The organism is Bacteroides sp. MSSM.1001136sp1_RTP21357st2_D2_RTP21359_211015, from assembly GCF_040913205.1.
GTDB classification, from domain to species: Bacteria; Bacteroidota; Bacteroidia; order Bacteroidales; family Bacteroidaceae; genus Bacteroides; species Bacteroides ovatus.
Window position 1 is genome coordinate 110,982 of the sequence record NZ_JBDFVF010000013.1, and the last position, 21,608, is coordinate 132,589.

The window sequence follows — 21,608 nt, forward strand, 5'->3', positions numbered from 1 at the left end:
CAACTTCCATCTATCAGTTATCATTTATCAACTATCAACTATTTAAGATTATGAGAAAAAATTTAGGGATGCTGGCGCTGATTATGGCGTTCTGGTTTACCATCTCGTTTATCACCAATATTCTAGGCCCACTCATTCCGGATATTATCCACAACTTCAATCTAAGTGACCTGGCAATGGCGGGATTTATCCCGACTTCTTTCTTCCTGGCCTATGCCATCATGTCTATCCCTGCCGGATTGCTCATCGACCGTTTCGGTGAAAAGCCGATATTATTCGGTGGATTTCTGATGCCGTTTATCGGCACCATCCTATTTGCCTGCATGCACACGTATCCGATGTTATTGGCTTCTTCTTTCATCATCGGACTGGGAATGGCCATGTTACAAACGGTATTGAATCCACTCCAACGTACCGTAGGAGGAGAAGAAAACTATGCATTTATCGCCGAACTGGCACAGTTCATGTTTGGCATTGCTTCTTTCCTAAGTCCTCTGGTATATACTTATCTGATTCGTGAACTTGATCCGGCAACATATACAGCAGGTAAGAGTTTCTTTATCGACCTGTTGGCCGATGTCACTCCACGGGAAATGCCGTGGGTATCTCTTTATTGGGTATTTACAATCCTGCTATTGGTCATGCTGATAGCTGTCGGTGTATCCCGTTTTCCCAAGATCGAGTTGAAAGAAGACGAGAAAAGCGGGTCTAAAGATTCATATCTGGCTTTATTCAAACAGAAATATGTATGGCTGTTTTTCCTGGGAATTTTCTGCTATGTAAGTACGGAACAGGGAACTTCAATCTTCATGAGTACCTTCTTGGAACAATATCATGGAGTTAACCCACAAACAGACGGTGCACAGGCCGTAAGCTATTTCTGGGGATTGATGACAGCCGGTTGTCTGGTAGGTATGATTCTGCTCAAGTTAATTGACAGTAAACGATTGTTGCAAATTTCCGGAATTCTGACGATCATCCTATTATTATCGGCATTATTCGGAAGTAAGGAAGTATCCATGCTTGCTTTCCCTGCTGTTGGATTCAGCATCTCCATGATGTATTCCATCGTATTCTCATTGGCGCTGAACTCTGCGTCACAGCACCACGGTTCATTCGCAGGTATACTATGCTCGGCAATTGTAGGTGGTGCCGGTGGTCCGATGATTGTAAGTACACTGGCAGATGCAACATCACTCCGTACGGGTATGCTCTTTATCCTTGTTTTTGTAGGATATATCACCTTTATCGGTTTCTGGGCATGTCCACTGATTAATAACAAGACTGTTCGTCTGAAAGATTTGTTCAAACAACGCTGAATAACAAAGCGATGAATAATAAAAGCAAAGTTATATGATGAAACAACGAATATCTATTTTTCTCTTGTTCACCCTTCTGCTATTCGCCAATGGATATGCACAAAAAGGAATCATGCGTCTGACTCAACAGACCTTGATGCATGAAGTCCGCGAAACGCCTTCGCCTCTGGACGGACAGCATATTACTGTCAATCCCCCACGTTTTATGTGGCCGGATAAGTTCCCGCACCTCGGTGCTGTATTGGACGGAGTTGAAGAAGAGGACTACAAACCCGAAGTAACCTACCGCATCCGTATTGCACGCGACCCCGAATTTAAATCGGAAGTGATTACCGCCGAAAGAAAATGGGCATTTTTCAACCCATTCAAACTCTTTGAAAAAGGGAAATGGTATTGGCAACATGCCTACGTTAACAAAGAAGGAAAAGAAGAATGGTCACCTGTTTATCATTTTTATATAGACGAACACATACGTACATTCAACCCTCCTTCTCTACAGGAAGTATTAACCAAATTGCCCAAGACTCATCCCCGCATCTTGCTTGATGCCGAAGATTGGGATAATATCATCGAACGGAATAAAAACAATCCGGAGGCACAGGCTTATATCCGAAAAGCCGATAAATGCCTGAACCACCCGCTGAAACATCTGGAAGAAGAAATTGATACAACCCAGGTTGTCAAGTTGACAAATATTGTTCAATATCGTTCTGCCCTGATTCGGGAAAGTCGTAAGATTGTAGACCGTGAAGAAGCAAATATCGAAGCCATGGTACGCGCTTACCTGCTAACGAAAGATGAGGTATACTACAAAGAAGGCATTAAGCGTCTTTCCGAAATTCTTTCCTGGAAAAAAAGTAAGTACTTTGCTGGAGATTTCAATCGTTCTACTATTCTGTCCATGAGCACTTCAGCGTATGATGCATGGTACAATCTGTTGACTCCGAATGAGAGAAAACTACTCCTAAGAACGATTCGTGACAATGGAAAGAAGTTCTATCATGAATATGTCAATCACTTGGAAAACCGCATTGCTGATAATCATGTCTGGCAAATGACTTTCCGTATCTTGAATATGGCCGCATTTGCTACGTATGGCGAACTCCCGATGGCTTCCACCTGGGTGGATTATTGCTACAATGAATGGGTATCCCGTCTGCCGGGCCTCAACGCGGATGGAGGATGGCACAATGGTGATTCTTATTTCCAGGTCAATCTCCGCACATTGATTGAAGTTCCCGCTTTCTACTCCCGTATCAGCGGATTCGATTTCTTCGCTGATCCGTGGTATAACAACAATGCATTTTACGTCATCTACCAGCAGCCTCCATTCTCAAAATCAGCCGGACAAGGCAATTCACATGAAAGCAAAATGAAGCCGAACGGTACACGAGTAGGTTATGCGGATGCCTTGGCACGTGAATGTAATAATCCGTGGGCGGCTGCTTATGTACGTACCATTCTGCAAAAGGAACCGGATATCATGGAAAAAACTTTCCTCGGAAAATCTGGAGACTTGACCTGGTATCGTTGTACAACCAAAAAAGCTCTCCCCAAAGAAGGACATACTCTTGCCGAACTACCCATGGCGAAAGTATTCAATGAAACGGGAATCGGTACGATGAATACCTCTTTGGGAGATATAGATAAGAATGCCATGTTATCGTTCCGCTCCAGTTCTTATGGTTCCACTTCCCATGCACTGGCCAATCAGAATGCTTTTAATACATTCTATGGAGGTAAAGCCATTTTTTACAGCAGCGGACATCGTACAGGTTTTACGGACGATCATTGTATGTATTCTTACCGTAACACCCGTGCACACAACAGCATTTTGGTAAATGGAATGACTCAAAAGATTGGAACGGAAGGATATGGCTGGATTCCGCGTTGGTATGAAGGAGAAAAAATCGCTTATATGGTAGGAGATGCTTCCAATGCTTATGGTAAAGTGACTTCTCCCCTATGGCTGAAACGTGGAGAACTATCCGGTACGCAATATACGCCTGAAAAAGGATGGGATGAGAACAAACTGAATATGTTCCGCCGTCATATCATCCAACTGGGAAGTACCGGAGTTTTCGTGATTTATGATGAACTGGAAGGAAAGGAGGCTGTTACATGGGGTTACCTTTTACATACTGTAGAATTACCGATGGAAATACAGGAACTGACCGATGAGGTGAAAGTAACCGGAAGGAATAAAGCTGGCGGTATCTCTGTTGCCCATCTTTTCAGTTCGGCAAAAACGGAACAGGCAATGGTAGATACTTTCTTCTGTGCTCCGACCAACTGGAAAAATGTGACGAATGCACAAGGAAAAGCAGTGAAATATCCTAATCACTGGCATTTCTCTTCTACAACTGTTCCTTGCAAAACCGCCCGTTTCCTGACTGTGATGGATACACATGGAGACAACCGTCCGGATATGCAGGTAGTTCGCAAAGGCAATATCATTCAAGTAGGTGACTGGACTATCACTTGCAACCTTACGGAAAAAGGAAAAGCTGCTATCCACGTTAGTAATAAAGTGGAGAAAGTTTACTTAAACTACGATGCCGGTAAAAAGGAAGGTGCAACGACGGTAACAGATCAGGTAAAAGGGAAACAGGTTAATAAAGTCCTGACAGACTATTTACCGGATTTTGAGATTTAATCTCTCCCCCCCAAAAACTGTCCCGTTATTCAATCTTCTATAAATTGAATAGCGGGATATTTTTTATAGAGAATAAAAGATAAAGAACAGAGTATAAAGTACATGATCCTATGAATTGCAACCAAGAAGAGTTCTCTCTACAAACATATACTCCTTTAAAAACGTTATATTTGCAGAGTAAAATAAATTAAGAAAGAACAATGAAATATATCGGAGCACACGTTAGCGCCTCTGGTGGCGTAGAGTTCGCACCCATTAATGCGCATGAAATAGGAGCAAATGCTTTTGCGTTATTCACCAAGAATCAACGTCAATGGGTAAGTAAACCGCTAACAGAAGAAAGTATCAGTCTCTTCAAAGAGAATTGTGAGAAATATGGTTTCCAACCGGAATATATCCTGCCACATGACAGTTATCTTATCAATCTGGGACATCCGGAGGAAGAGGGACTTCAAAAAAGCCGTGCCGCTTTTCTGGATGAAATGCAACGTTGCGAACAGCTTGGATTGAAACTTTTAAATTTCCACCCCGGTAGCTCTCTCAATAAAGTATCAACAGAAGATTGTCTGTCACTTATCGCAGAAAGCATTAATCTCGCTTTAGAGAAAACAAAAGGTGTAACAGCCGTTATTGAAAACACTGCCGGACAAGGCAGTAATTTAGGAAGCGAATTCTGGCAGTTGAAATATATCATTGATCGGGTAAACGACAAGAACCGGGTAGGTGTTTGTCTCGATACCTGCCATACTTATACCGCAGGTTACGATATTGTCAATGAATACGATAAAGTATTTGATGAATTTGACAAGGAAGTGGGATTCAATTATCTTCGTGGTATGCACTTGAATGATTCAAAAAAAGCACTAGGCACCCATGTAGACCGCCACGACAGCATTGGTGAAGGATTGATTGGCAAAGCTTTTTTTGAAAGATTGATGCAAGATTCCAGATTTGATAATATACCGTTAATACTCGAAACTCCGGATGAAAGTAAATGGAAAGAAGAAATTGCATGGCTAAGAAGTATGGAATAAAAGATTAGAAAATACAAGTTATAGAATATATTTTGAAAAAATATTCAACTATTTTATGGTTGTGTTGAATATTATATATATCTTTGTACCCGTAAGCCTTTGAACTTCAAAGAACTTACGGGTTTCTTTTAAAAACAAAACGAACTAAAGTATCGCATAAACAAAAACTATTAGATATGAGAAGATTTTGGTTAGCATGCACAATGGTAATTGTAGTGGGTATAAGCAGTTGTGTGGATAGTGATAAAGACTTATACCAAGAAGCTCCAGGGGTAGAAATTAACACCTCTAATTTTTCTACTATACAAAAAGTACAAGTAGAAATTGATTGTTCCAATTCCGAATCAAGAGTTCCTTTTTCCATTTATGATGGAAATCCATTGATTGAAGGTGAAAACACCATCATTCTAAAAGAAAACGTTCAGGCATTAGATGGTGCATGGACAGATGAACAAGGTAAATTCACCGCAACGGTTGAATTGCCGGCTTATGTATCTAATGTGTATATCGTTTCTACATCACCTTTTGCCAGACAGGCAATCCCTGGAAAAATAGTTAACGGTGTTTTGAAAGTATCAGACACAGATGAACAATTTACTACCAGAGCATCCTACAGAGAGTCAACCCGGTTTGATAGAAATCGGTTTAATAATCTAGGTTGGAATACTAATCTCGGTTCATTCGACGATCGCAGTGGAGTTATTGATTATGCTTATAAAGGTAATGATCCTAAGCTCACTTTAAGTAAATCTGAAATGAACGAATTACGTACTACTGTAAGCAAGGTGTTGAATACATTAGGAAGTTGTCCAGAGGAATATCGTACTCAAGCCGACTTATATGTAGAGGAAGATGAAACAGCCGTAGTACTAACTGCATTAAGAGGATGGACCTGTTGGAACAGTTCATTAGGCTACTACTATTACAGATACGATCAAGCTCCTGCCAGTCTGAAAGACGTAAAAGTATATGCTGTATTCCCCAATACTCAAATGACCTGGAATAATGGAAGCCTTCAAGCCTCTCCCCAAGGTATAAAAGAAGGTACAGCTGTACAACTAAAATATTTTGATGATCCGGAATATCCAAAAGGCAAGAACTTCCCCAAAGGATACTACATTGGTTTTATTCTCGCTTGCAACGCATGGAACACCTATTTTACAGGTTTCAACAGTTATACTCTAACCGAAGGATTTTATGCCAGTTCCACAAAAGGATTTAGTACTAAAGTTAATAGCGGTATAGATGTACGTACAGCTATGTTTAAAGATAAAAACAGTAACATTGCTATCGCCTTTGAAGATTTCATGGATGATCAGAATTTTACAGATGTTGTATTCTCATTAAAAGCCAATCCTGAAATCACTAATGTTCCTCCTGTAGATGAAGACTTAAATACAACTATTGAAAAGACAGGTGTATACGCATTTGAAGATGAATGGCCTAAAGCTGGTGATTACGATATGAATGACGTATTGGTTCAGTATACTTATCAAAAAGTATTCAATATATTCAATGAAATCTTAAGCGAGTCATTTATATTTAAAACTTTATATAATAAATCGACTGTATTCACTAACGGATTAGGTTTCATTCTTTCAAATGAGGGAAATGCACAGTCAACTGAATACTTTATTAGAAAAGAAAATGAAAAGGACTTTACTGTAGCTTCGGGAGCTGACAAATTTACTCGTGAAAGCAATGCAATCATATTGACAGATAATGTTAAAACAAACCCAAATGCCGAATATAAAGTAACATTCAAATACGGAGATAAAAACTCGAATAAAAAGCAGGAAACATCAATCGATGCATTCATATACCGTCCTAGCAAAGAAGGTAATCGCCTGGAAGTTCATTGTCCTATGAAGAAACCAACTTCTAAAGTCGATACTTCTCTCTTCGGACAATATGAAGACTGTTCTAAACCTAATGAAGGCATTTACTATGTATCGAATCAAGAGAATATTTATCCTTTTGCATTCTATTTGTCAAATGCCAATGCTAATGATATTGCAGAACTAAAGAACTTCGATAAAAACGAGAAGAAGTCTATCAGCGAAATCTATCCTAAATTTATAGACTGGGCTAAATATGGTACAAACGCCGATTGGTATAAGAAAAAATAAGTACTTAATATACTGAAACAAGAATAGCTGGAAGAATCTCTCTTTCAGCTATTTTTGTATATATCAAAGGATAAGAGCCAGACACTTAATAAATATTCGCCATACTGACTAAAGGTTCATACAGTTTCTCTATATCCTGCGAATCCATCTCTATTTGCACCTGATCGCCGGGCATTAATGTCTGCCCTTTAGGAGGCAAATTCTTCCGGTCACGATGAACATTAATTATCACACAACGCTCCGGTAAACGAAGTTCATCTACTATTTTCCCGTCTAAATAAGAGCCGCTCATTATTTCTACAGACAATGTGTAACGCGGTTCTTCCTTAAATGCAGGCGAATGAATCATATCGTCATACAAAATAACATTGAACGGTTTGATTTGAAGCATTTCCGTAAAATAATAAGTTAATCCTCCTACAACAATAGAAGGATAAAAGACTTCCAAATGCCCCGTAATCTCGGTTATTAGTACAATAGCTGTCAAAGGGGTACGGATTACTGCAACAAGGAATGCAGACATACAAATCAACATGATATAACTAATATTCTCATAAGCAATAACACCCTGTTGAACCATAATTAATCCCACTATTTGTCCAAGAAGTCCTCCCGTCACCAGCGTCGGGATAAAACTTCCTCCCGGTAAACCCGAAGAAAAAGAAAAAGTGCTAAAAACAAAATGCAACAACATCATGCCGACAATCCAGAGAATATGTGTGTCCGGATGCATAGCTTGCGATAACAAGAACTGTTCCCCTCCTCCGGTCAGATTAAACTCGGCCATAGAAATCAGAAAAGCGATAAAAAGCAAATACAGCATCTTCACGTATTCCGGATGCTTAATAGCAGGGTAAATACGTTTCACCTGAAGAGTGGTGACAGAAAAGAACTTTCCAAAGACAGAAACCACTGCTGCCAGCAAAAGAAACAATTTCACTTGCCCCCAGAAAGTCATCCCCGGTACAATAGCATCAATATGAAAATAAGGATTGATCGGGAAAATCCAACTGGCAACTCCACCTGCCACTACTCCTGCCAAAAGAGTGGTAATAGCTGTTTTAGGTGCATCGAACCGCTCGATAGATTCGATCACCAACAATGATGAAGCCAATGGGGCAGCAAAAGCAGCAGCTAACCCGGCACCGGCGCCGGCAGACAATAGTTGTTTCCGTTCACCACTAAGCACCCTCCCCCATTTGGATACCAAATATCCAACATACGAACCTATTTGCACGGAGGGACCTTCACGCCCCAAAGACAATCCAGTACTTAATGCAAGTATTCCACCTACAAACTTTGCCACCAATTCCAGAAAAGGATGTTTATAATCAACCCTGCCATTGATAACTCCACGTGTTTGCGGAATACCCCCACCGGTAATAAGCGGCATTTTCTTTACCAACCAGGATACGAATACAAGTATTCCCCACATCAAAAGAAAAAGAGGTATGTACCAATACCATTTGGGACGAGAATCAAAGAAATCGTGACGGAGATTAAAGAAAAACTGTAATAGGTAATGATAAGGCACAGCCACAAGTCCTGTCAGTAATCCTACGAAGATACTGACAAAGTACAGTCGGGCATCAATCAACTTCAGTTTAAAAATGCGCCAACGACCTTTATCTTTTATCATTTTTATCAGTCGAAACATTCAGCCAGCCTTACATTGTTTTTATACGTAGGACATACAACAATCAAAACCCTGCTGTGGTTTTCAAACTAATGAAGATTTAATTTCTAATTATTTTCCCATCATATTCAAACGAAAGATAGCATGCACCATAAAGTAAGAACCCAGTGCATTATAATTAGTGTCACGAATGGCAGTAGCGGTTATCGTGCGTATCATAGAAATGTCCTGATGAAGAATATCATATATTTTGAAGCGGATTAGTAACTGTTTCCTCTTCAAAAAGGCTTTTGACAGCTGACAGTTCCACATGAAATTTGCTTTGGCATAACCCTCATAACCATATCCGGTACGAAGGAAATAAGTCAGGTCATTATATAACTCCATCCCCCAGGGAAGATAAAGCTGCAATTCAGTTCCTGCCTGATAATCAAAAGTTTCAGTACGTTTCTCCCGTACGTCATTATAAGAATTGTTATAAGTCAGGCCAACAAGCCCTGTAAGTTCCATTTGGCGGGTACGATAAGTAATCCGTAGACGTTCACGTCCCGTTAAATGCTGTACGGAAGTTTTCACCGGTTCTTCTTTATTCAAGGTTGTATAGCCATTCTGATTCCGATATTGCAGATAGGAGTAAGTACGAAATATCCAGTTACGATTCTTAAAAGGGGTATTGAGAGAAAAAGAACCCATGGCCCGCCAATTACCATTCATATTGACCGGAGATGTAGTTCGTACACCGGTTTCACTATCATAAGTCACCTGATTAGTTACATTGTTAATGGTATTCTCGAACAAAGCGGTAGCTACCATATTTCGCTGATATTTGGTATTATAAGAATTGAAATTCAGCGTAAAAGTATTCATATATGAAGGCTTCAACGAAGGGTTTCCGACACGGATATTCAAAGGGTTGGTACGGTCGGTCACAGGTTGGAGATCACGTATATTAGGCTGTTTCCCTTTTCCCCTATACACAATTTGCAAACGGGTGCGTTTTGAAAACTTATAGCGGAAATTGACAGTAGGCGAAAAATTCATGACCGATCTTTCCAACTGATCTTCGGGAGCATCACTCAACAATGAATGGCTAACAGACTTTTGAGGTTCAAAATCAACACCAATATTATAATTATACTTCTTTTGTGAAGTACGTATGGCAAGGTTCACTAAGTGATTACTGTATTGATTTTCAAAACGGTTACTAGAGTCTTCATCAAAGTCAGGAGCAAACTCTTCCAGTTTCTTATCCCAGTCATAGACAAAACGATCCGAATTGTTCACTCTATACTGATAGCTGTAACGAAGTTGCAGGAAATGCCGCCACGGCAATGGTTCTACATACACCAGTTGCACCCGGTAATTATAGCCGTCAACATCATCCTCTATTTTCTGATTCTGAATCTTCTTCGTATTATTTTTGAAGTACCGGGTGGTGGAAAGGCTCTTTCGGTCTGTAGCTGAAGCATTAGTACCATAGTCTACCTTCAAAGCAACATTTCTCCCCAAACGACTCAATTTCCGGCTAAGTTGCAACATCATCGTCAGATTATACCGGGAATTATGATTGGTGCCGGAGGACTCTCTTTCATTCAACAAGACATCATTCCCCCACCCTTCCTGAAAGCCACTATTCTCTCTATCATTGGCTGAGAAACGATATTGAGGACGGAAAATCAATGTAGTAACAGAATCCATTTTCCATTCAAGAGAAGCATTGGCTACCAGTTCGTGATTCTGTTGTCGGCTATGACTCGTGCCCAGATTGATTGATTTATCTTCCCGGAGAAAGTTGTCGACTGTGGTACGGCTATCTTCCAAACGATCGGTGCCGACATATTGAATATTTGAACGTAATTTAACGCGCTTCCAATCATAAGTCGCATTAAGCCCCAATGAGCGGGAGGTAGTCAGTCCCATCCGGCTACGGATATTGCCTGTTGAACTGGAAGATTCATTCTGTAATTCCGAGAATCCCTGGTTATTGGTATTATTCAGATTCCCGATAATGGTTAATTGAGAGTTTTCACGAAAACGGTTCAAGGTATTGGCTAATTCATAACGGTCTTTACTTCCATATCCTCCCATAAAATTCTCCATCCAGCCCCGTTTCATATTTTTTTTCACAGACAAGTCCAGAATCATCTCTTCCTCTCCGTCATCTATTCCCGTAAGACGTGCCAAATCCGATTGACGTTCATACGCTTTTAACTTCTCCACCATCTCCACAGGAAGATTTTTAAGAGCAGCTTTCGGATCATCAGAGAAAAACTCTTTACCGTCCACCAAAATCTTTTTTACTTCCTTGCCATGTATTAGCAACTTACCGTCTGCATCTATTTCACCTCCCGGAAGCTGTTTTACCAATTCTTCAAGCATTGAGCCTTCGGGAGTACGATAGGCAGAAGCGTTGAATACCGTTGTATCCCCCTCTGTCACCGCCATTGGAGCCTGCCCTACTACCACTGCTTCATCCAAAGCATAACTTTCCTGAGTCAGATTTATATCCCCCAATTCGTAAGAAGAGCTTTTGCTGGAAATGGAAATGGGATGAAAAACCTGCTTATATCCGACATATGACACCTGTAATAATAAAGACTTCGCTTTAATTGCATGATTAGGAATGGAAACGGAAAGTTGAAATTTACCGATAGCATCCGTAGCGCCGCCGCCCAACAATGTACTATCCGGTAAAGCTAAAAGCCGGACCGTAGCAAACGGTACCGGCTGATAGGTTTCAGTATCAATCACACGACCGGAAAAACGCTCTTTGCCGGACTGAGCAAAAACAGTCAAACTAATCAGTAACAAGACATAACAAGTAATCAAACGGTACTGAAAAGAATAAATATGGCTGTCTATGTTCAAATTGTGTTGATTTAGTAAAATAAAACTATAATAAAATAAACCTAATATTTATTTCTGGTCCGGACGTGGAGCGCGAGATCTTTGCCCCTGGTGATGTCCCTGTCCCGGTTTCTGTCCTTTTCTTCGGTCAAACTCTTTCTTAAACTTATTAGCATTCATCTTCTCCTGCTGATAAATCTTCAAAATCTGCTTCTGCGAAAGTATCTTGCTGAATTCATTGTAATACTTTTCACGAACATCCAGCATTTTACGGCTTTGAGTAAACTGGTTCCGTAACATGGTCGCAATCTCGTCATCAGTCATGGACGGACGTTCTTTCTTAGCGTCTGTGCCTTGTCCTTTAGTTTTCTCTGTTCTCGCCTTATGAGTCATCATACGACATTCACGCAATTCTTTCAGATACTTCTCGTATACCGGAGTAAACTTAGCTGCCGTTGCATCATCCAACATCAATGTTTTTACTATTTGTTTAGTCTGCATCTGCACCATTTGTTCTGGTGTAGGACGCTGTTTTTTTTGTTTGTTATCCGTATTCTGTGCAGACAAAGTCATCTGGCTTCCCATCAGGAGGACGGCCATAATTACATAAATAAATTTAGTCTTCATAATCTTCACGTTTAAAATAATTGATTGAGTTACTTAATTCAAAAATATATCATTTTCAGAGAAGCTGACGAGCTCTTCCAACTCCTCATCCGATAGTTCTTTAATCCATTTATCTACAGATTCTGTACCATTAGCTAATACTTTCGAAGAAGACGTTTTCACCTCATCTGCCTGTCTCAAAGATGGAACAAACAAAAATCCGATCAATACTGCCGCCATGGTAATCACCGTAGAAATAATCAGCTTCATGTGAGATTTCCGCTGTTGCTTCACTCCGGCGCGTTCCATCACCTTTCGTTGCACATCCTCGAAGAATCCATCGGGGGTACGGTAAGGTGTCCGTTTACCAATATCGTCAAAATCAAAATCCTTTTTCATCATTCTATCTGTTTAATATATATTCCTTAATCTTCTCTTTCGCATAGTGGTAATTCACTTTTAGTGTATCCACTTTGCTATCCAGTACACGGGCAATCTCTTCATATTCAAGTTCATCGTAATAACGTAAGTTGAATACAAGCCGTTGCTTTTCAGGCAAACTTAGAATGGCCTCCTGAAACTTCACTGCCAGCTCATTTTCATAATCAATATAATCGGAAGCCTTCAACTTGCCCATCAACTCTTCCTGAACATCTTCTGCAGAAACAACTCCCTCATCTTTACGACCGTTCAGCAAGCGTAAACTCTCATTCGTGGCAATCCGGTAAATCCAGGTTGACAGTGAACTTTCTTCGCGAAACTGATCGATATGCCGGAACACCCGGATAAAGACTTCCTGAAGCACATCCTCCGCATCTTCATGAGATACGACCAGTCTACGGATATAATTATATATCGGTACCTGAAAAGAGTCCATCAACATCTTGAATCCCCGTTCGCGATTCGAGGCACAAGCTTCACGAATTTTATTCTCGTTTATCATCAATTCTTTTTCTGAGCTTTATTAGTTAGAACGAAGAAGAGCGGGGAAGTTAAATACGGGAATCCGCATTTTGCTTTTATTAACAAGAAAGAGTAAGAGAGAAGCTGCGCATAAGATATAAAAAGTGCCTCCATATCCTTTGTAAAGGCGATGAAGGCACTTTTAGTAGTTTATCTATAAGTTGTAAACAAGAAAATGATTACCAGAACTTATTGTGTTCCACACTATATTCAAAGCCCACGGCTTTCAACTGATTCACTAATTCATCCTTGTCCACATTCATATCTTCACAAAGTTCGTCAAGTGAAGAATAACAATCACGTAACTTCATATTGATGACGCTGAACAACATCATCGGATCTTTTGGTAATTCCATAACATACAATCTTTTAAACCGGATGCAAAGGTACAGCAATCTCATTGAATGACAAAACAAATCAATCACCTATTTCTTCTATCTTCAAAGAGATCTTTTCTATCAGTTTACTGATTTCCTCTTCCAATGGGATCACGTTGAAGTCCCTCCAGAAGTTCTCATCATATTTGAAATAGGTGTCAGAGAAGATGGTACGGGTGGGCAATCTGTCTGTACGGGGAAATACGACCACTTGCTCGGTATCCACCTTGCAAGTAATCATCTCAAACCAGATATGAAGATCCCGGCTGCCGAACAGCATTTTTACCCGTTTCACTTTGAAATGAAGATCTCCACGGATATGGTGTATGTAATAAGTCCCTTGCCACGGTTTATAAGAAATTGTATATACCACCTTTTGAGGAATCATTCGCACGTTACGCGTACGCCTTTCGACAAACATACCTGCCGCATTCTTCACATATACAGGATGAACTTCCAGACGGGCTTGCAATAGAGCACTTGTCTCGGAATCAAGAAATAGCTCTCCACAAAAAAGAGGTTCGCTGATTCCCTTTTTCTGCTCAAAATGCACCACATTTACAAATCGGTCCTCTAAAAATGTTACTCCTTCTGAAGTATAGTCATAAATACCCTTCTCTACACTAGGAGTCAGGAACTCGGGCATATCTTTGATGATATCCATCTGGATACAAGCCTGAATTCCGGATTTTACTTTTACAAGCAAGCTGTCTTTTGCTTCTACATTACTTAGCCGACTCATCTTCAACAGCTTCACCTGATCCGGTACAGAAGAATATAAGGATGTCTTATAAACCTTAAACACAGCTTCCGACAAGTTTTGAAATTTGTTTTTCAACTGAACTCCTTCACGATAAAAAGTAGTCAGATATACCGGAGTATGCGAATAATTCTTATTCCGCCGCTCAATCATTTCACGCAAAAGTTTCTTTGGATCACTTCGACGAATCACCACTTCCTGCAAAGGGACAATTTTAGGTTCGAGACTAAGTATATTGTGCCGTCCAATCAGCAAAGCAAACTCTATGTCCTGTGAAAGATAACCTATATGAGAAAAAGTAATCGAATCATTTTTCAAAGAATCGGGTAAAGACAGTTTAAAATCTCCATTCTGATTCGTTATACTGCCAATAGATGTTCCTCGCACTCCAACAGTAGCAGAAGAGATAGGTATTCCTGTCTCCTTATCCAGCAAAGTACCGATAATGACAAAGTTTGTTATCTGTTCCGGAACAAAATCTTGTTGCACACGTACCTTTTTCTCCGAAGGGAGAGTAATCAGGATGTGAGTGCCCATCACTTGAAACTCCAGACTGGTATTTCCTACGATGTCATACACTGCCTGACGAATGGAACGTTCGCCTCCCTTTATCTTCACTACTGCATCATTATCAATGACTTTACTATCATAAATAAACATATATCCCGACTGTTGAGAGACATCACTCAACAATGAATAAACAGTACCTTTTATCTTGGGAAGTCTGACTATACGTTCCAGCACATCACTTCCATCCGCTCTCATCATATCGACGAAGAAGAAGAGTATCAGCAGAACGGACAGATAATGATAAGACTGTTTCATTTTTCCCAACTTTAATGAGTTCTATTCCGATAATAAAAGAATATCTCCTTGCCGGATACATTGCAGACCGAGCGCATTAGCTATCAGATTAGCTATAACTTCAGAAGATTCGTCAGAGAATTCGACAGTCAGCCGACGTTCCTCCAATGCCGGTGAGACAACTTGTATTTGCAAACTATCCGAATTCAAATTCATGACTTTCAGAATGTTCGCTAACGATTCATCTTTAAATCGTATATGCTTAAAGAAGCTCCCCAACTCTTCATTCTCCTTATCTGTATCCAAAACGACTAATCGTTGTGATCGCACTACTACCATTTCCCCCGCTTTTACATAACACTCCTGATTTCCTTTTTTTAGAGTAACCTTCACTATCCCTCTTTGTACGGATAAACGGAACGGAGCATTTTCATCACTTTGCACACTAAAAGCAGTACCTAGCACTTCAATCTTAGCTTGCTCCGTGTCAATCCAAAAGGGTTGTCCCTGCTTCTTTGCTACGTCAAAGAACGCATTTCCCTGTAGACTCACTTCCCGTTTATCAGCAATAAAATGTTTCGGATATAACAGGGAAGTTTCTTTTGCCAAGAGTACGACAGAACCGTCTTCGAGAGTCGTTGCCAAAGTGGAAACACCTTGATTTTCCTGTGTAAGAAGATGCTGTGCCAGTTCTTTATCAGAACCGGTCACCCAATACAAAGTTCCCCAAATGACGCCTATCAAAACGGCGGCAACTGCTCCGTACCTGATCCATTGTGAATATTTGCGTGTATGGTGGCCTTCATCCACTTTCGCAAGTAAACGGTCATTGTCCAAGCGATTATACAATCGATTCCACGCCTGATCTGTCTTTATTTTATAAATATCTGTTTTCATCACTTCATGTGAATATAAATTTCTACTTCTTCTCGTAATGTCCGAAGGGCTTTTGTCATTTCAGCCTCTACTGTCTTAACAGAAAGCGAAAGCTGCGTCGCTATCTCGACATATTTCCGCCCTTCCAGACGATGCATCTCGAAAATCCTCCGTCTGCGAACCGGCAGCTTTTCAAGGGTTCCATTTATGAATCTCTCCAATTCCTCATACTCCATCTGTTGATGAGGATCTGTTGACTGCTCTGGGTTGGAAGTAGTCAATACAGTTTCACGGTATCTGTTCCGAACTTCCTCGTGTTCGCAATACTGCAAAGATTGATTACGAGTCGCTCTATACAAGTAACTTTTAACGGACTGAAAGATCTGTAAGCGCTCCCTTTCTTTCCAAAGTACATAAAAAAGTTCCTCCACAATCTCTTCAGCCACTTCCATTTGCCCGGTAATGCCTGCCGCATAACAGCAAAGAGGAAAATAGTAACGGCGAAAGAGTTCCTCAAACGCTTTTATGTCACCTCCCTTTATCTTTTTTAGTATGAGCAGTTCATCCAGCATACTTGCTTTTCTTTATGATTGACCTCAAATATAAGAAAACTATCCCTGTTTCAATTCGATTGCTTTTTTAATTTATCCACTGCGTGCTCCAAAGATTCCGTAGGTTCGATGATATTGTAGTTTCCCCAAAAGTCCGGACTCCAATATTCGTCTACTTTATCATAGAATATTTGATTCAAGCTGAAGGCTTCTTTGTTGGGAATAGTCTCCAACATTCCTTCTCTCTTGTCGGTCACGACCATTTCGGAAGCTACTGTATAGCTTGTGGAAAACAGTTTCTTCTTCCAGTCACATTTGAAACGGATTGTGTTGCTAATGTAATTCAGATAAGTTTTTCCATCCACATCTTTATAAGTGACCAGGTAGGACAGCTCTTGCGGCTTGAATCTTAAACCGAGAGGCTTTTTATATAGAATGGCAGTGGTTGCCTTCGATTTATCCTGCATGTCCAGACTCATCTCTATACGGGTAAATGACAAGCGTTCACGATCGATATATAATTTGCCATACAAGAGAGCATACATAAGGATTACCTTCGGGCGGAAATTAATAACATACTGCATACGGTTATCTATAAGCATGGATTCCGCCATCCAGAACTCATAATTATTCAATTCTTCCATATCGAGTAATGCTCCCTTGTTCTTCACAACATCCAAAGTGATGCTCAAGTTAGGGCCGCCAACAACCTTGACAGCTAATGTATCACTCGCTTTCTGGCTAAGCAGGCGACGTCCCTTCACCACCCTTACTTTGTCATAATTAGTATTTCTATTAGTGTAGGCTGTTTTGGACACATCAATTACAGCCTCCGATATACCGATATACCGACGCCCTTTCTGTACAGTCTCCCGATAAAATCCCGTCAGCATATCACGCTTATCACTATAATTTAGAGGAATCTTACTGATTGCCTTCTCTACAATCATACGTGGATTTTCAGCAAACACCACCACTTCATTCAGCAGGTTGGCATGAGGTGTCAGCCAAACCGTCAACTTAGAGGGTGTTTCTTTCTCCAGAGAGATATGATTATTTACATAACCTATATGTGAAATCTCTAGTTCGCGCGGCGCTTCTGTTTTTTTGATTTTCAAAGCAAATTCTCCTTCCGCATTCGTCACAGTGCCGATATTACTGCCATGCACAGATACATTTACGTTCTCCAGAGCTTTTTTATTTTGCTTGTCTTTCACCATACCAACGATTGTTAGATAATCTCCGGCATCTCCTTGCGCCCACACAGGAAAGCTACAAAGCAGCAAACAAACTGACAGCCATCCAACCAAGTGTTTTTCTACATTCTTCATACTGATGCTTTTTAAAGGTAAATAAATTACGTTTCTATTTATAAGAGCGCTCAGACTGGAAATACCCTACAGCTTTTACAAAAAAAAGAAAAAGAAATCATATTCCAATGTTATATCCGGGAATTAATAGTAAATTTCCCGGCAGATTAATGATAAAAGCAATCGCCATGATACGCAAATTAGACAAGACCGAATATGACCGGGCTACCTCATTAGCATTGGAGGTATATATACAATGTGGAGCGGAAGACTTCGATGAAGAAGGTTTGAATTCATTCAAAAGTTTTATCTTTAGTGAGCAACTTATGAATGAATTAGTGATTTACGGGGCTTTTGACAATGAAAATCTAGTAGGCATTATGGGAACGAAGAATGAAGGGAAGCATCTATCCCTGTTCTTCATCGGAAAAGAACACCACCGTAAAGGCATCGGCAAACAATTATTCAATTTTGCAATCAAGCATTGCCCGGTAAATGAAATGACGGTTAATTCATCCACATACGCTATTCCTTTTTATCAAAGTCTGGGCTTCGATAAAATTGCCGGGAAACAATGTACCAATGGGATAACATATACTCCGATGAAATTTACGATAAGCAACTTCAAAGAATAATTCCCGGTAATCACTGATATAATTGTTAATTATGCTTGTGAATATGTATTTCATATAAAAATAGTTTCTACCTTTGCGGCCGTTATGATGAAGTACATATTTTGTATACTATTAGGCGTATTTCTGTGTTGGGGATTCCATCTGATTTTCAACGAAGCACAAGAGGCATACCGGTTAGAAGCCGGTAGTAACGGCATACAAACCTATTCCTATTCATATACCTCTAAAGCTAGCATTATACAACTGGATCAAGAACAGAAACTAGTCAAGACAAAAGAATACGCCGGAAAGCAAAATTACAATAACGATAACGGCGTTTTAAATCCATTTTCCTTCCGCCACCTCTCTCCCTTAAAAATACTAAGATTCAATATTCCTTCTGTCACTATCCGCATACTAAGCTCGCTAAAGATTCAACTTCCTAAAAATCAATGGACAGGTTTTTCATATTATACCAATCTTTTTAAATATTCCGATAGATATCATATCTATTCATTAGGACACATACTCATTTAGCCATTTTATATCTTTTTTCGGCATAGGACAATTCAAGTCTTTTATGCCCCACTTTCTGTTTGCCTCCACCATTTGAGTGAAAAAAGAATTCACTATGGTCTGGAAGCCTATAACATTCTTTCATTACAATAATAACCAAAGTATATAAAATGGACTTTTTATTGGATTTTATACTTCATATCGATCAATATATGGTGATGATTGTGCGTGATTATCATGCCTGGACATACGCCATCTTGTTTTCTATCATCTTCTGTGAAACCGGATTAGTGGTCACTCCTTTTCTTCCCGGTGATTCTTTACTCTTCGTTGCAGGAGCCATTTCAGCATTACCCGATATACCCATCAGCGTGCATATACTTGTCATTATCTTATTTGCTGCTGCCGTATTAGGCGATTCCTGCAATTACATGATAGGACATTTCTTCGGCCGAAAGCTGTTTAATAACCCCAACTCCAGGATATTCAAACAAAGTTATCTGGAGAAAACACACGAGTTCTATAAAAAGTATGGTGGGAAAACAATTATTCTAGCCAGATTTGTCCCGATAGTACGCACATTTGCACCTTTCGTAGCAGGAATGGGAAAGATGAATTACTACTATTTTATGATGTATAATTTAGTTGGTGGTGCGCTCTGGGTTGCCGTATTCTGTTATGCTGGTTATTTCTTCGGCGACCTTCCGTTTGTGCAGGAAAACCTGAAATTACTGATTGTAGCCATCATATTTATCTCTGTATTGCCTGCCATTATAGAGGTAGTACGTGCCAAACTAAAATCTTAAAAACAGCAAACTATAATCTGTATTCATTTGTTACTAATATAAATAGAGAAGAAAAAAACAATTTAAAGTTTTTACACTTATGAAAAATTCTTTTTTTAGCCAGTTTACTCCAAAGGAGCCCAAATTTTTCCCTTTACTGAAACAGCTATCAGAAGTGCTCTGCGAAGCATCAGTTGTTTTAATAGAAAGCTTGCAACATGACTCACCTACAGAACGTTCGGACTACTACAAAAAAATCAAAGACCTAGAACGGGAAGGCGACAGACTGACACACCTGATTTTTGATGAATTAGGTACTACCTTTATCACTCCTTTCGACCGCGAAGATATTCATGACTTAGCTTCCTGCATGGATGACGTCATTGACGGAATAAACAGTTGTGCCAAACGAATCTCTATTTACAATCCCCGTCCTATTTCAGAGAATGGCAAAGAGTTGAGCCGTTTGATTCAGGAGGAAGCGATCTATATATGCAAAGCCATGGACGAACTCGAAACATTCCGTAAGAAACCGACTCTTCTCCGTGAATACTGTTCCAAACTGCATGAAATCGAGAACCAGGCGGATGATGTATACGAATTCTTTATCACCAAACTTTTCGAAGAGGAAAAAGATTGCATTGAACTTATCAAAATAAAGGAGATCATGCATGAACTGGAAAAAACGACCGATGCCGCAGAGCATGTAGGTAAGATTCTCAAAAACCTGATTGTAAAGTACGCATAAAGCAAGCCGGAACACATGGAATTATTAGTAACTATCATCATTCTGGCTCTGATATTCGATTATATCAACGGCTTTCACGATGCAGCAAACTCAATAGCTACCATCGTATCTACCAGGGTGCTTACTCCCTTTCAAGCTGTAATATGGGCTGCTTTCTTCAACTTCGTAGCCTTCTTCATTGCCAAATATATAATAGGTGGATTCGGTATCGCCAATACAGTATCCAAGACTGTGGTAGAGCAATATATCACCCTGCCCATTATATTAGCAGGAATTATAGCGGCTATCACTTGGAACCTGGTTACCTGGTGGAAAGGGATTCCGTCTTCTTCCTCACACACCCTTATCGGAGGGTTTGCAGGAGCTGCCATTATGGCAAACGGATTTGAAGCAATTCAGCTTAACATCATTCTTAAAATTGCAGCCTTTATCTTTCTGGCTCCTTTTATCGGAATGGTCATTGCTTTTGGTTTCACCCTGTTTGTCCTCTACATCTGCCGACGCGCACATCCTCACACAGCCGAGCAATGGTTCAAGAGGTTACAACTCGTATCCTCCGCCCTCTTCAGCGTCGGACATGGCTTGAACGATTCACAGAAAGTAATGGGTATTATTGCCGCTGCCATGATAGCCGGCCATTCAATGGGATTGGGCATGGGTATCAACAGCATCAATGACCTTCCCGACTGGGTTGCTTTTTCGTGCTTCACAGCAATTTCACTCGGTACGATGTCCGGTGGCTGGAAAATAGTGAAAACAATGGGAACAAAAATTACCAAAGTAACCCCATTGGAAGGAGTGATTGCCGAAACAGCAGGTGCTTTCACTCTCTACATTACGGAAATGTTGAAAATCCCCGTTAGTACTACACATACTATCACAGGAGCGATTATTGGAGTAGGTGCAACTAAACGCCTCTCTGCCGTTCGTTGGGGAGTAACCCAAAGCCTCATGACTGCCTGGATTCTTACAATTCCAGTCAGTGGACTCTTAGCTGCAGCTATTTATTATATTGTTTCCATCTTTTTATAGATGGAAACATATTATCTATCAGGAATGTTATAATAAATAAACCCA

General features: G+C 40.2%; 19 protein-coding genes. 9 read left to right on the forward strand and 10 right to left on the reverse strand.

Features of this window, described 5'->3' with window-relative positions; all coding sequences use genetic code 11:
• Positions 1-50: 50 nt before the first annotated feature.
• From AB5217_RS10450 to AB5217_RS10465, 4 genes are all read left to right on the forward strand, one after another.
• Positions 51-1,319, forward strand: a complete 1,269-nt coding sequence (locus AB5217_RS10450; RefSeq protein WP_032843203.1) for a sugar MFS transporter — start codon at positions 51-53, stop codon at positions 1,317-1,319.
• A 34-nt stretch (positions 1,320-1,353) separates the two neighbouring features.
• The gene (locus AB5217_RS10455; protein WP_171035795.1) at positions 1,354-3,975 is read left to right on the forward strand and encodes a DUF4962 domain-containing protein; all 2,622 of its coding nucleotides are present in this window, start codon (positions 1,354-1,356) and stop codon (positions 3,973-3,975) included.
• Positions 3,976-4,175: 200 nt separating this feature from the next.
• On the forward strand, positions 4,176-5,009 hold the full coding sequence (gene nfo, locus AB5217_RS10460) for a deoxyribonuclease IV (RefSeq protein WP_032843202.1): 834 nt from the start codon (positions 4,176-4,178) through the stop codon (positions 5,007-5,009).
• Positions 5,010-5,185: 176 nt separating this feature from the next.
• Complete coding sequence (locus tag AB5217_RS10465) at positions 5,186-7,138, forward strand: LruC domain-containing protein (protein ID WP_032843201.1); 1,953 nt, start codon at positions 5,186-5,188, stop codon at positions 7,136-7,138.
• An 85-nt stretch (positions 7,139-7,223) separates the two neighbouring features.
• Here AB5217_RS10465 and AB5217_RS10470 read toward each other — a convergent pair whose 3' ends face one another.
• From AB5217_RS10470 to AB5217_RS10515, 10 genes are all read right to left on the reverse strand, one after another.
• On the reverse strand, positions 7,224-8,795 hold the full coding sequence (locus AB5217_RS10470; RefSeq protein WP_004305709.1) for a ClC family H(+)/Cl(-) exchange transporter: 1,572 nt from the start codon (positions 8,793-8,795) through the stop codon (positions 7,224-7,226).
• 90 nt (positions 8,796-8,885) lie between these two features.
• Positions 8,886-11,642, reverse strand: a complete 2,757-nt coding sequence (locus AB5217_RS10475) for an outer membrane beta-barrel protein (protein WP_032843199.1) — start codon at positions 11,640-11,642, stop codon at positions 8,886-8,888.
• A 48-nt stretch (positions 11,643-11,690) separates the two neighbouring features.
• Positions 11,691-12,248, reverse strand: coding sequence for a hypothetical protein (locus tag AB5217_RS10480; RefSeq protein WP_004305707.1), 558 nt, complete (start codon positions 12,246-12,248; stop codon positions 11,691-11,693).
• A 33-nt stretch (positions 12,249-12,281) separates the two neighbouring features.
• Positions 12,282-12,626: a hypothetical protein gene (locus AB5217_RS10485; protein WP_004305697.1), complete on the reverse strand. Its 345-nt coding sequence runs from the start codon at positions 12,624-12,626 to the stop codon at positions 12,282-12,284.
• A 4-nt stretch (positions 12,627-12,630) separates the two neighbouring features.
• The gene (locus AB5217_RS10490) at positions 12,631-13,170 is read right to left on the reverse strand and encodes an RNA polymerase sigma factor (protein ID WP_004302175.1); all 540 of its coding nucleotides are present in this window, start codon (positions 13,168-13,170) and stop codon (positions 12,631-12,633) included.
• Positions 13,171-13,369: 199 nt separating this feature from the next.
• Positions 13,370-13,546, reverse strand: a complete 177-nt coding sequence (locus tag AB5217_RS10495; protein WP_004302174.1) for a DUF4250 domain-containing protein — start codon at positions 13,544-13,546, stop codon at positions 13,370-13,372.
• A 61-nt stretch (positions 13,547-13,607) separates the two neighbouring features.
• Positions 13,608-15,152: a carboxypeptidase-like regulatory domain-containing protein gene (locus AB5217_RS10500; protein WP_004305693.1), complete on the reverse strand. Its 1,545-nt coding sequence runs from the start codon at positions 15,150-15,152 to the stop codon at positions 13,608-13,610.
• 21 nt (positions 15,153-15,173) lie between these two features.
• The gene (locus tag AB5217_RS10505; protein WP_032843198.1) at positions 15,174-16,028 is read right to left on the reverse strand and encodes a FecR family protein; all 855 of its coding nucleotides are present in this window, start codon (positions 16,026-16,028) and stop codon (positions 15,174-15,176) included.
• Positions 16,028-16,579 carry an RNA polymerase sigma-70 factor gene (locus tag AB5217_RS10510; protein WP_004305689.1) on the reverse strand — a complete coding sequence of 184 codons (552 nt, stop codon included), beginning with the start codon at positions 16,577-16,579 and terminating at the stop codon, positions 16,028-16,030. Before AB5217_RS10510 ends, AB5217_RS10505 begins: the two co-directional genes overlap by 1 nt.
• Positions 16,580-16,629: 50 nt before the next feature.
• Positions 16,630-17,889: a carboxypeptidase-like regulatory domain-containing protein gene (locus AB5217_RS10515; protein ID WP_032843197.1), complete on the reverse strand. Its 1,260-nt coding sequence runs from the start codon at positions 17,887-17,889 to the stop codon at positions 16,630-16,632.
• A 167-nt stretch (positions 17,890-18,056) separates the two neighbouring features.
• On the opposite strand from AB5217_RS10515, the gene AB5217_RS10520 reads away from it, so the two are divergent.
• From AB5217_RS10520 to AB5217_RS10540, 5 genes are all read left to right on the forward strand, one after another.
• The gene (locus AB5217_RS10520) at positions 18,057-18,503 is read left to right on the forward strand and encodes a GNAT family N-acetyltransferase (RefSeq protein ID WP_032843206.1); all 447 of its coding nucleotides are present in this window, start codon (positions 18,057-18,059) and stop codon (positions 18,501-18,503) included.
• 84 nt (positions 18,504-18,587) lie between these two features.
• The gene (locus AB5217_RS10525) at positions 18,588-19,019 is read left to right on the forward strand and encodes a hypothetical protein (protein ID WP_004302168.1); all 432 of its coding nucleotides are present in this window, start codon (positions 18,588-18,590) and stop codon (positions 19,017-19,019) included.
• A gap of 149 nt (positions 19,020-19,168) precedes the next feature.
• Positions 19,169-19,804 carry a DedA family protein gene (locus tag AB5217_RS10530; RefSeq protein WP_368112830.1) on the forward strand — a complete coding sequence of 212 codons (636 nt, stop codon included), beginning with the start codon at positions 19,169-19,171 and terminating at the stop codon, positions 19,802-19,804.
• A 79-nt stretch (positions 19,805-19,883) separates the two neighbouring features.
• Positions 19,884-20,531: a DUF47 domain-containing protein gene (locus tag AB5217_RS10535; protein ID WP_004302161.1), complete on the forward strand. Its 648-nt coding sequence runs from the start codon at positions 19,884-19,886 to the stop codon at positions 20,529-20,531.
• A 15-nt stretch (positions 20,532-20,546) separates the two neighbouring features.
• Positions 20,547-21,563 (forward strand): inorganic phosphate transporter, encoded by a 1,017-nt coding sequence (locus AB5217_RS10540; RefSeq protein ID WP_004302159.1) that lies wholly within the window; start codon positions 20,547-20,549, stop codon positions 21,561-21,563.
• Positions 21,564-21,608: the final 45 nt, after the last annotated feature.

What these genes read in the sequence shown, in the direction of transcription:
- AB5217_RS10485 (WP_004305697.1), bottom strand. Translation starts at nt 12,626, where the DNA reads ATGAAAAAGGATTTTGATTTTGACGATATTGGTAAACGGACACCTTAC.
- AB5217_RS10480 (WP_004305707.1), bottom strand. Translation starts at nt 12,248, where the DNA reads ATGAAGACTAAATTTATTTATGTAATTATGGCCGTCCTCCTGATGGGA.
- AB5217_RS10455 (WP_171035795.1), top strand. Translation starts at nt 1,354, where the DNA reads ATGATGAAACAACGAATATCTATTTTTCTCTTGTTCACCCTTCTGCTA.
- AB5217_RS10490 (WP_004302175.1), bottom strand. Translation starts at nt 13,170, where the DNA reads ATGATAAACGAGAATAAAATTCGTGAAGCTTGTGCCTCGAATCGCGAA.
- AB5217_RS10510 (WP_004305689.1), bottom strand. Translation starts at nt 16,579, where the DNA reads ATGCTGGATGAACTGCTCATACTAAAAAAGATAAAGGGAGGTGACATA.
- AB5217_RS10495 (WP_004302174.1), bottom strand. Translation starts at nt 13,546, where the DNA reads ATGGAATTACCAAAAGATCCGATGATGTTGTTCAGCGTCATCAATATG.
- AB5217_RS10450 (WP_032843203.1), top strand. Translation starts at nt 51, where the DNA reads ATGAGAAAAAATTTAGGGATGCTGGCGCTGATTATGGCGTTCTGGTTT.
- AB5217_RS10470 (WP_004305709.1), bottom strand. Translation starts at nt 8,795, where the DNA reads ATGTTTCGACTGATAAAAATGATAAAAGATAAAGGTCGTTGGCGCATT.
- AB5217_RS10540 (WP_004302159.1), top strand. Translation starts at nt 20,547, where the DNA reads ATGGAATTATTAGTAACTATCATCATTCTGGCTCTGATATTCGATTAT.
- AB5217_RS10520 (WP_032843206.1), top strand. Translation starts at nt 18,057, where the DNA reads ATGATACGCAAATTAGACAAGACCGAATATGACCGGGCTACCTCATTA.
- AB5217_RS10505 (WP_032843198.1), bottom strand. Translation starts at nt 16,028, where the DNA reads ATGAAAACAGATATTTATAAAATAAAGACAGATCAGGCGTGGAATCGA.
- AB5217_RS10535 (WP_004302161.1), top strand. Translation starts at nt 19,884, where the DNA reads ATGAAAAATTCTTTTTTTAGCCAGTTTACTCCAAAGGAGCCCAAATTT.
- AB5217_RS10500 (WP_004305693.1), bottom strand. Translation starts at nt 15,152, where the DNA reads ATGAAACAGTCTTATCATTATCTGTCCGTTCTGCTGATACTCTTCTTC.
- AB5217_RS10525 (WP_004302168.1), top strand. Translation starts at nt 18,588, where the DNA reads ATGATGAAGTACATATTTTGTATACTATTAGGCGTATTTCTGTGTTGG.
- nfo (WP_032843202.1), top strand. Translation starts at nt 4,176, where the DNA reads ATGAAATATATCGGAGCACACGTTAGCGCCTCTGGTGGCGTAGAGTTC.
- AB5217_RS10530 (WP_368112830.1), top strand. Translation starts at nt 19,169, where the DNA reads ATGGACTTTTTATTGGATTTTATACTTCATATCGATCAATATATGGTG.
- AB5217_RS10515 (WP_032843197.1), bottom strand. Translation starts at nt 17,889, where the DNA reads ATGAAGAATGTAGAAAAACACTTGGTTGGATGGCTGTCAGTTTGTTTG.
- AB5217_RS10465 (WP_032843201.1), top strand. Translation starts at nt 5,186, where the DNA reads ATGAGAAGATTTTGGTTAGCATGCACAATGGTAATTGTAGTGGGTATA.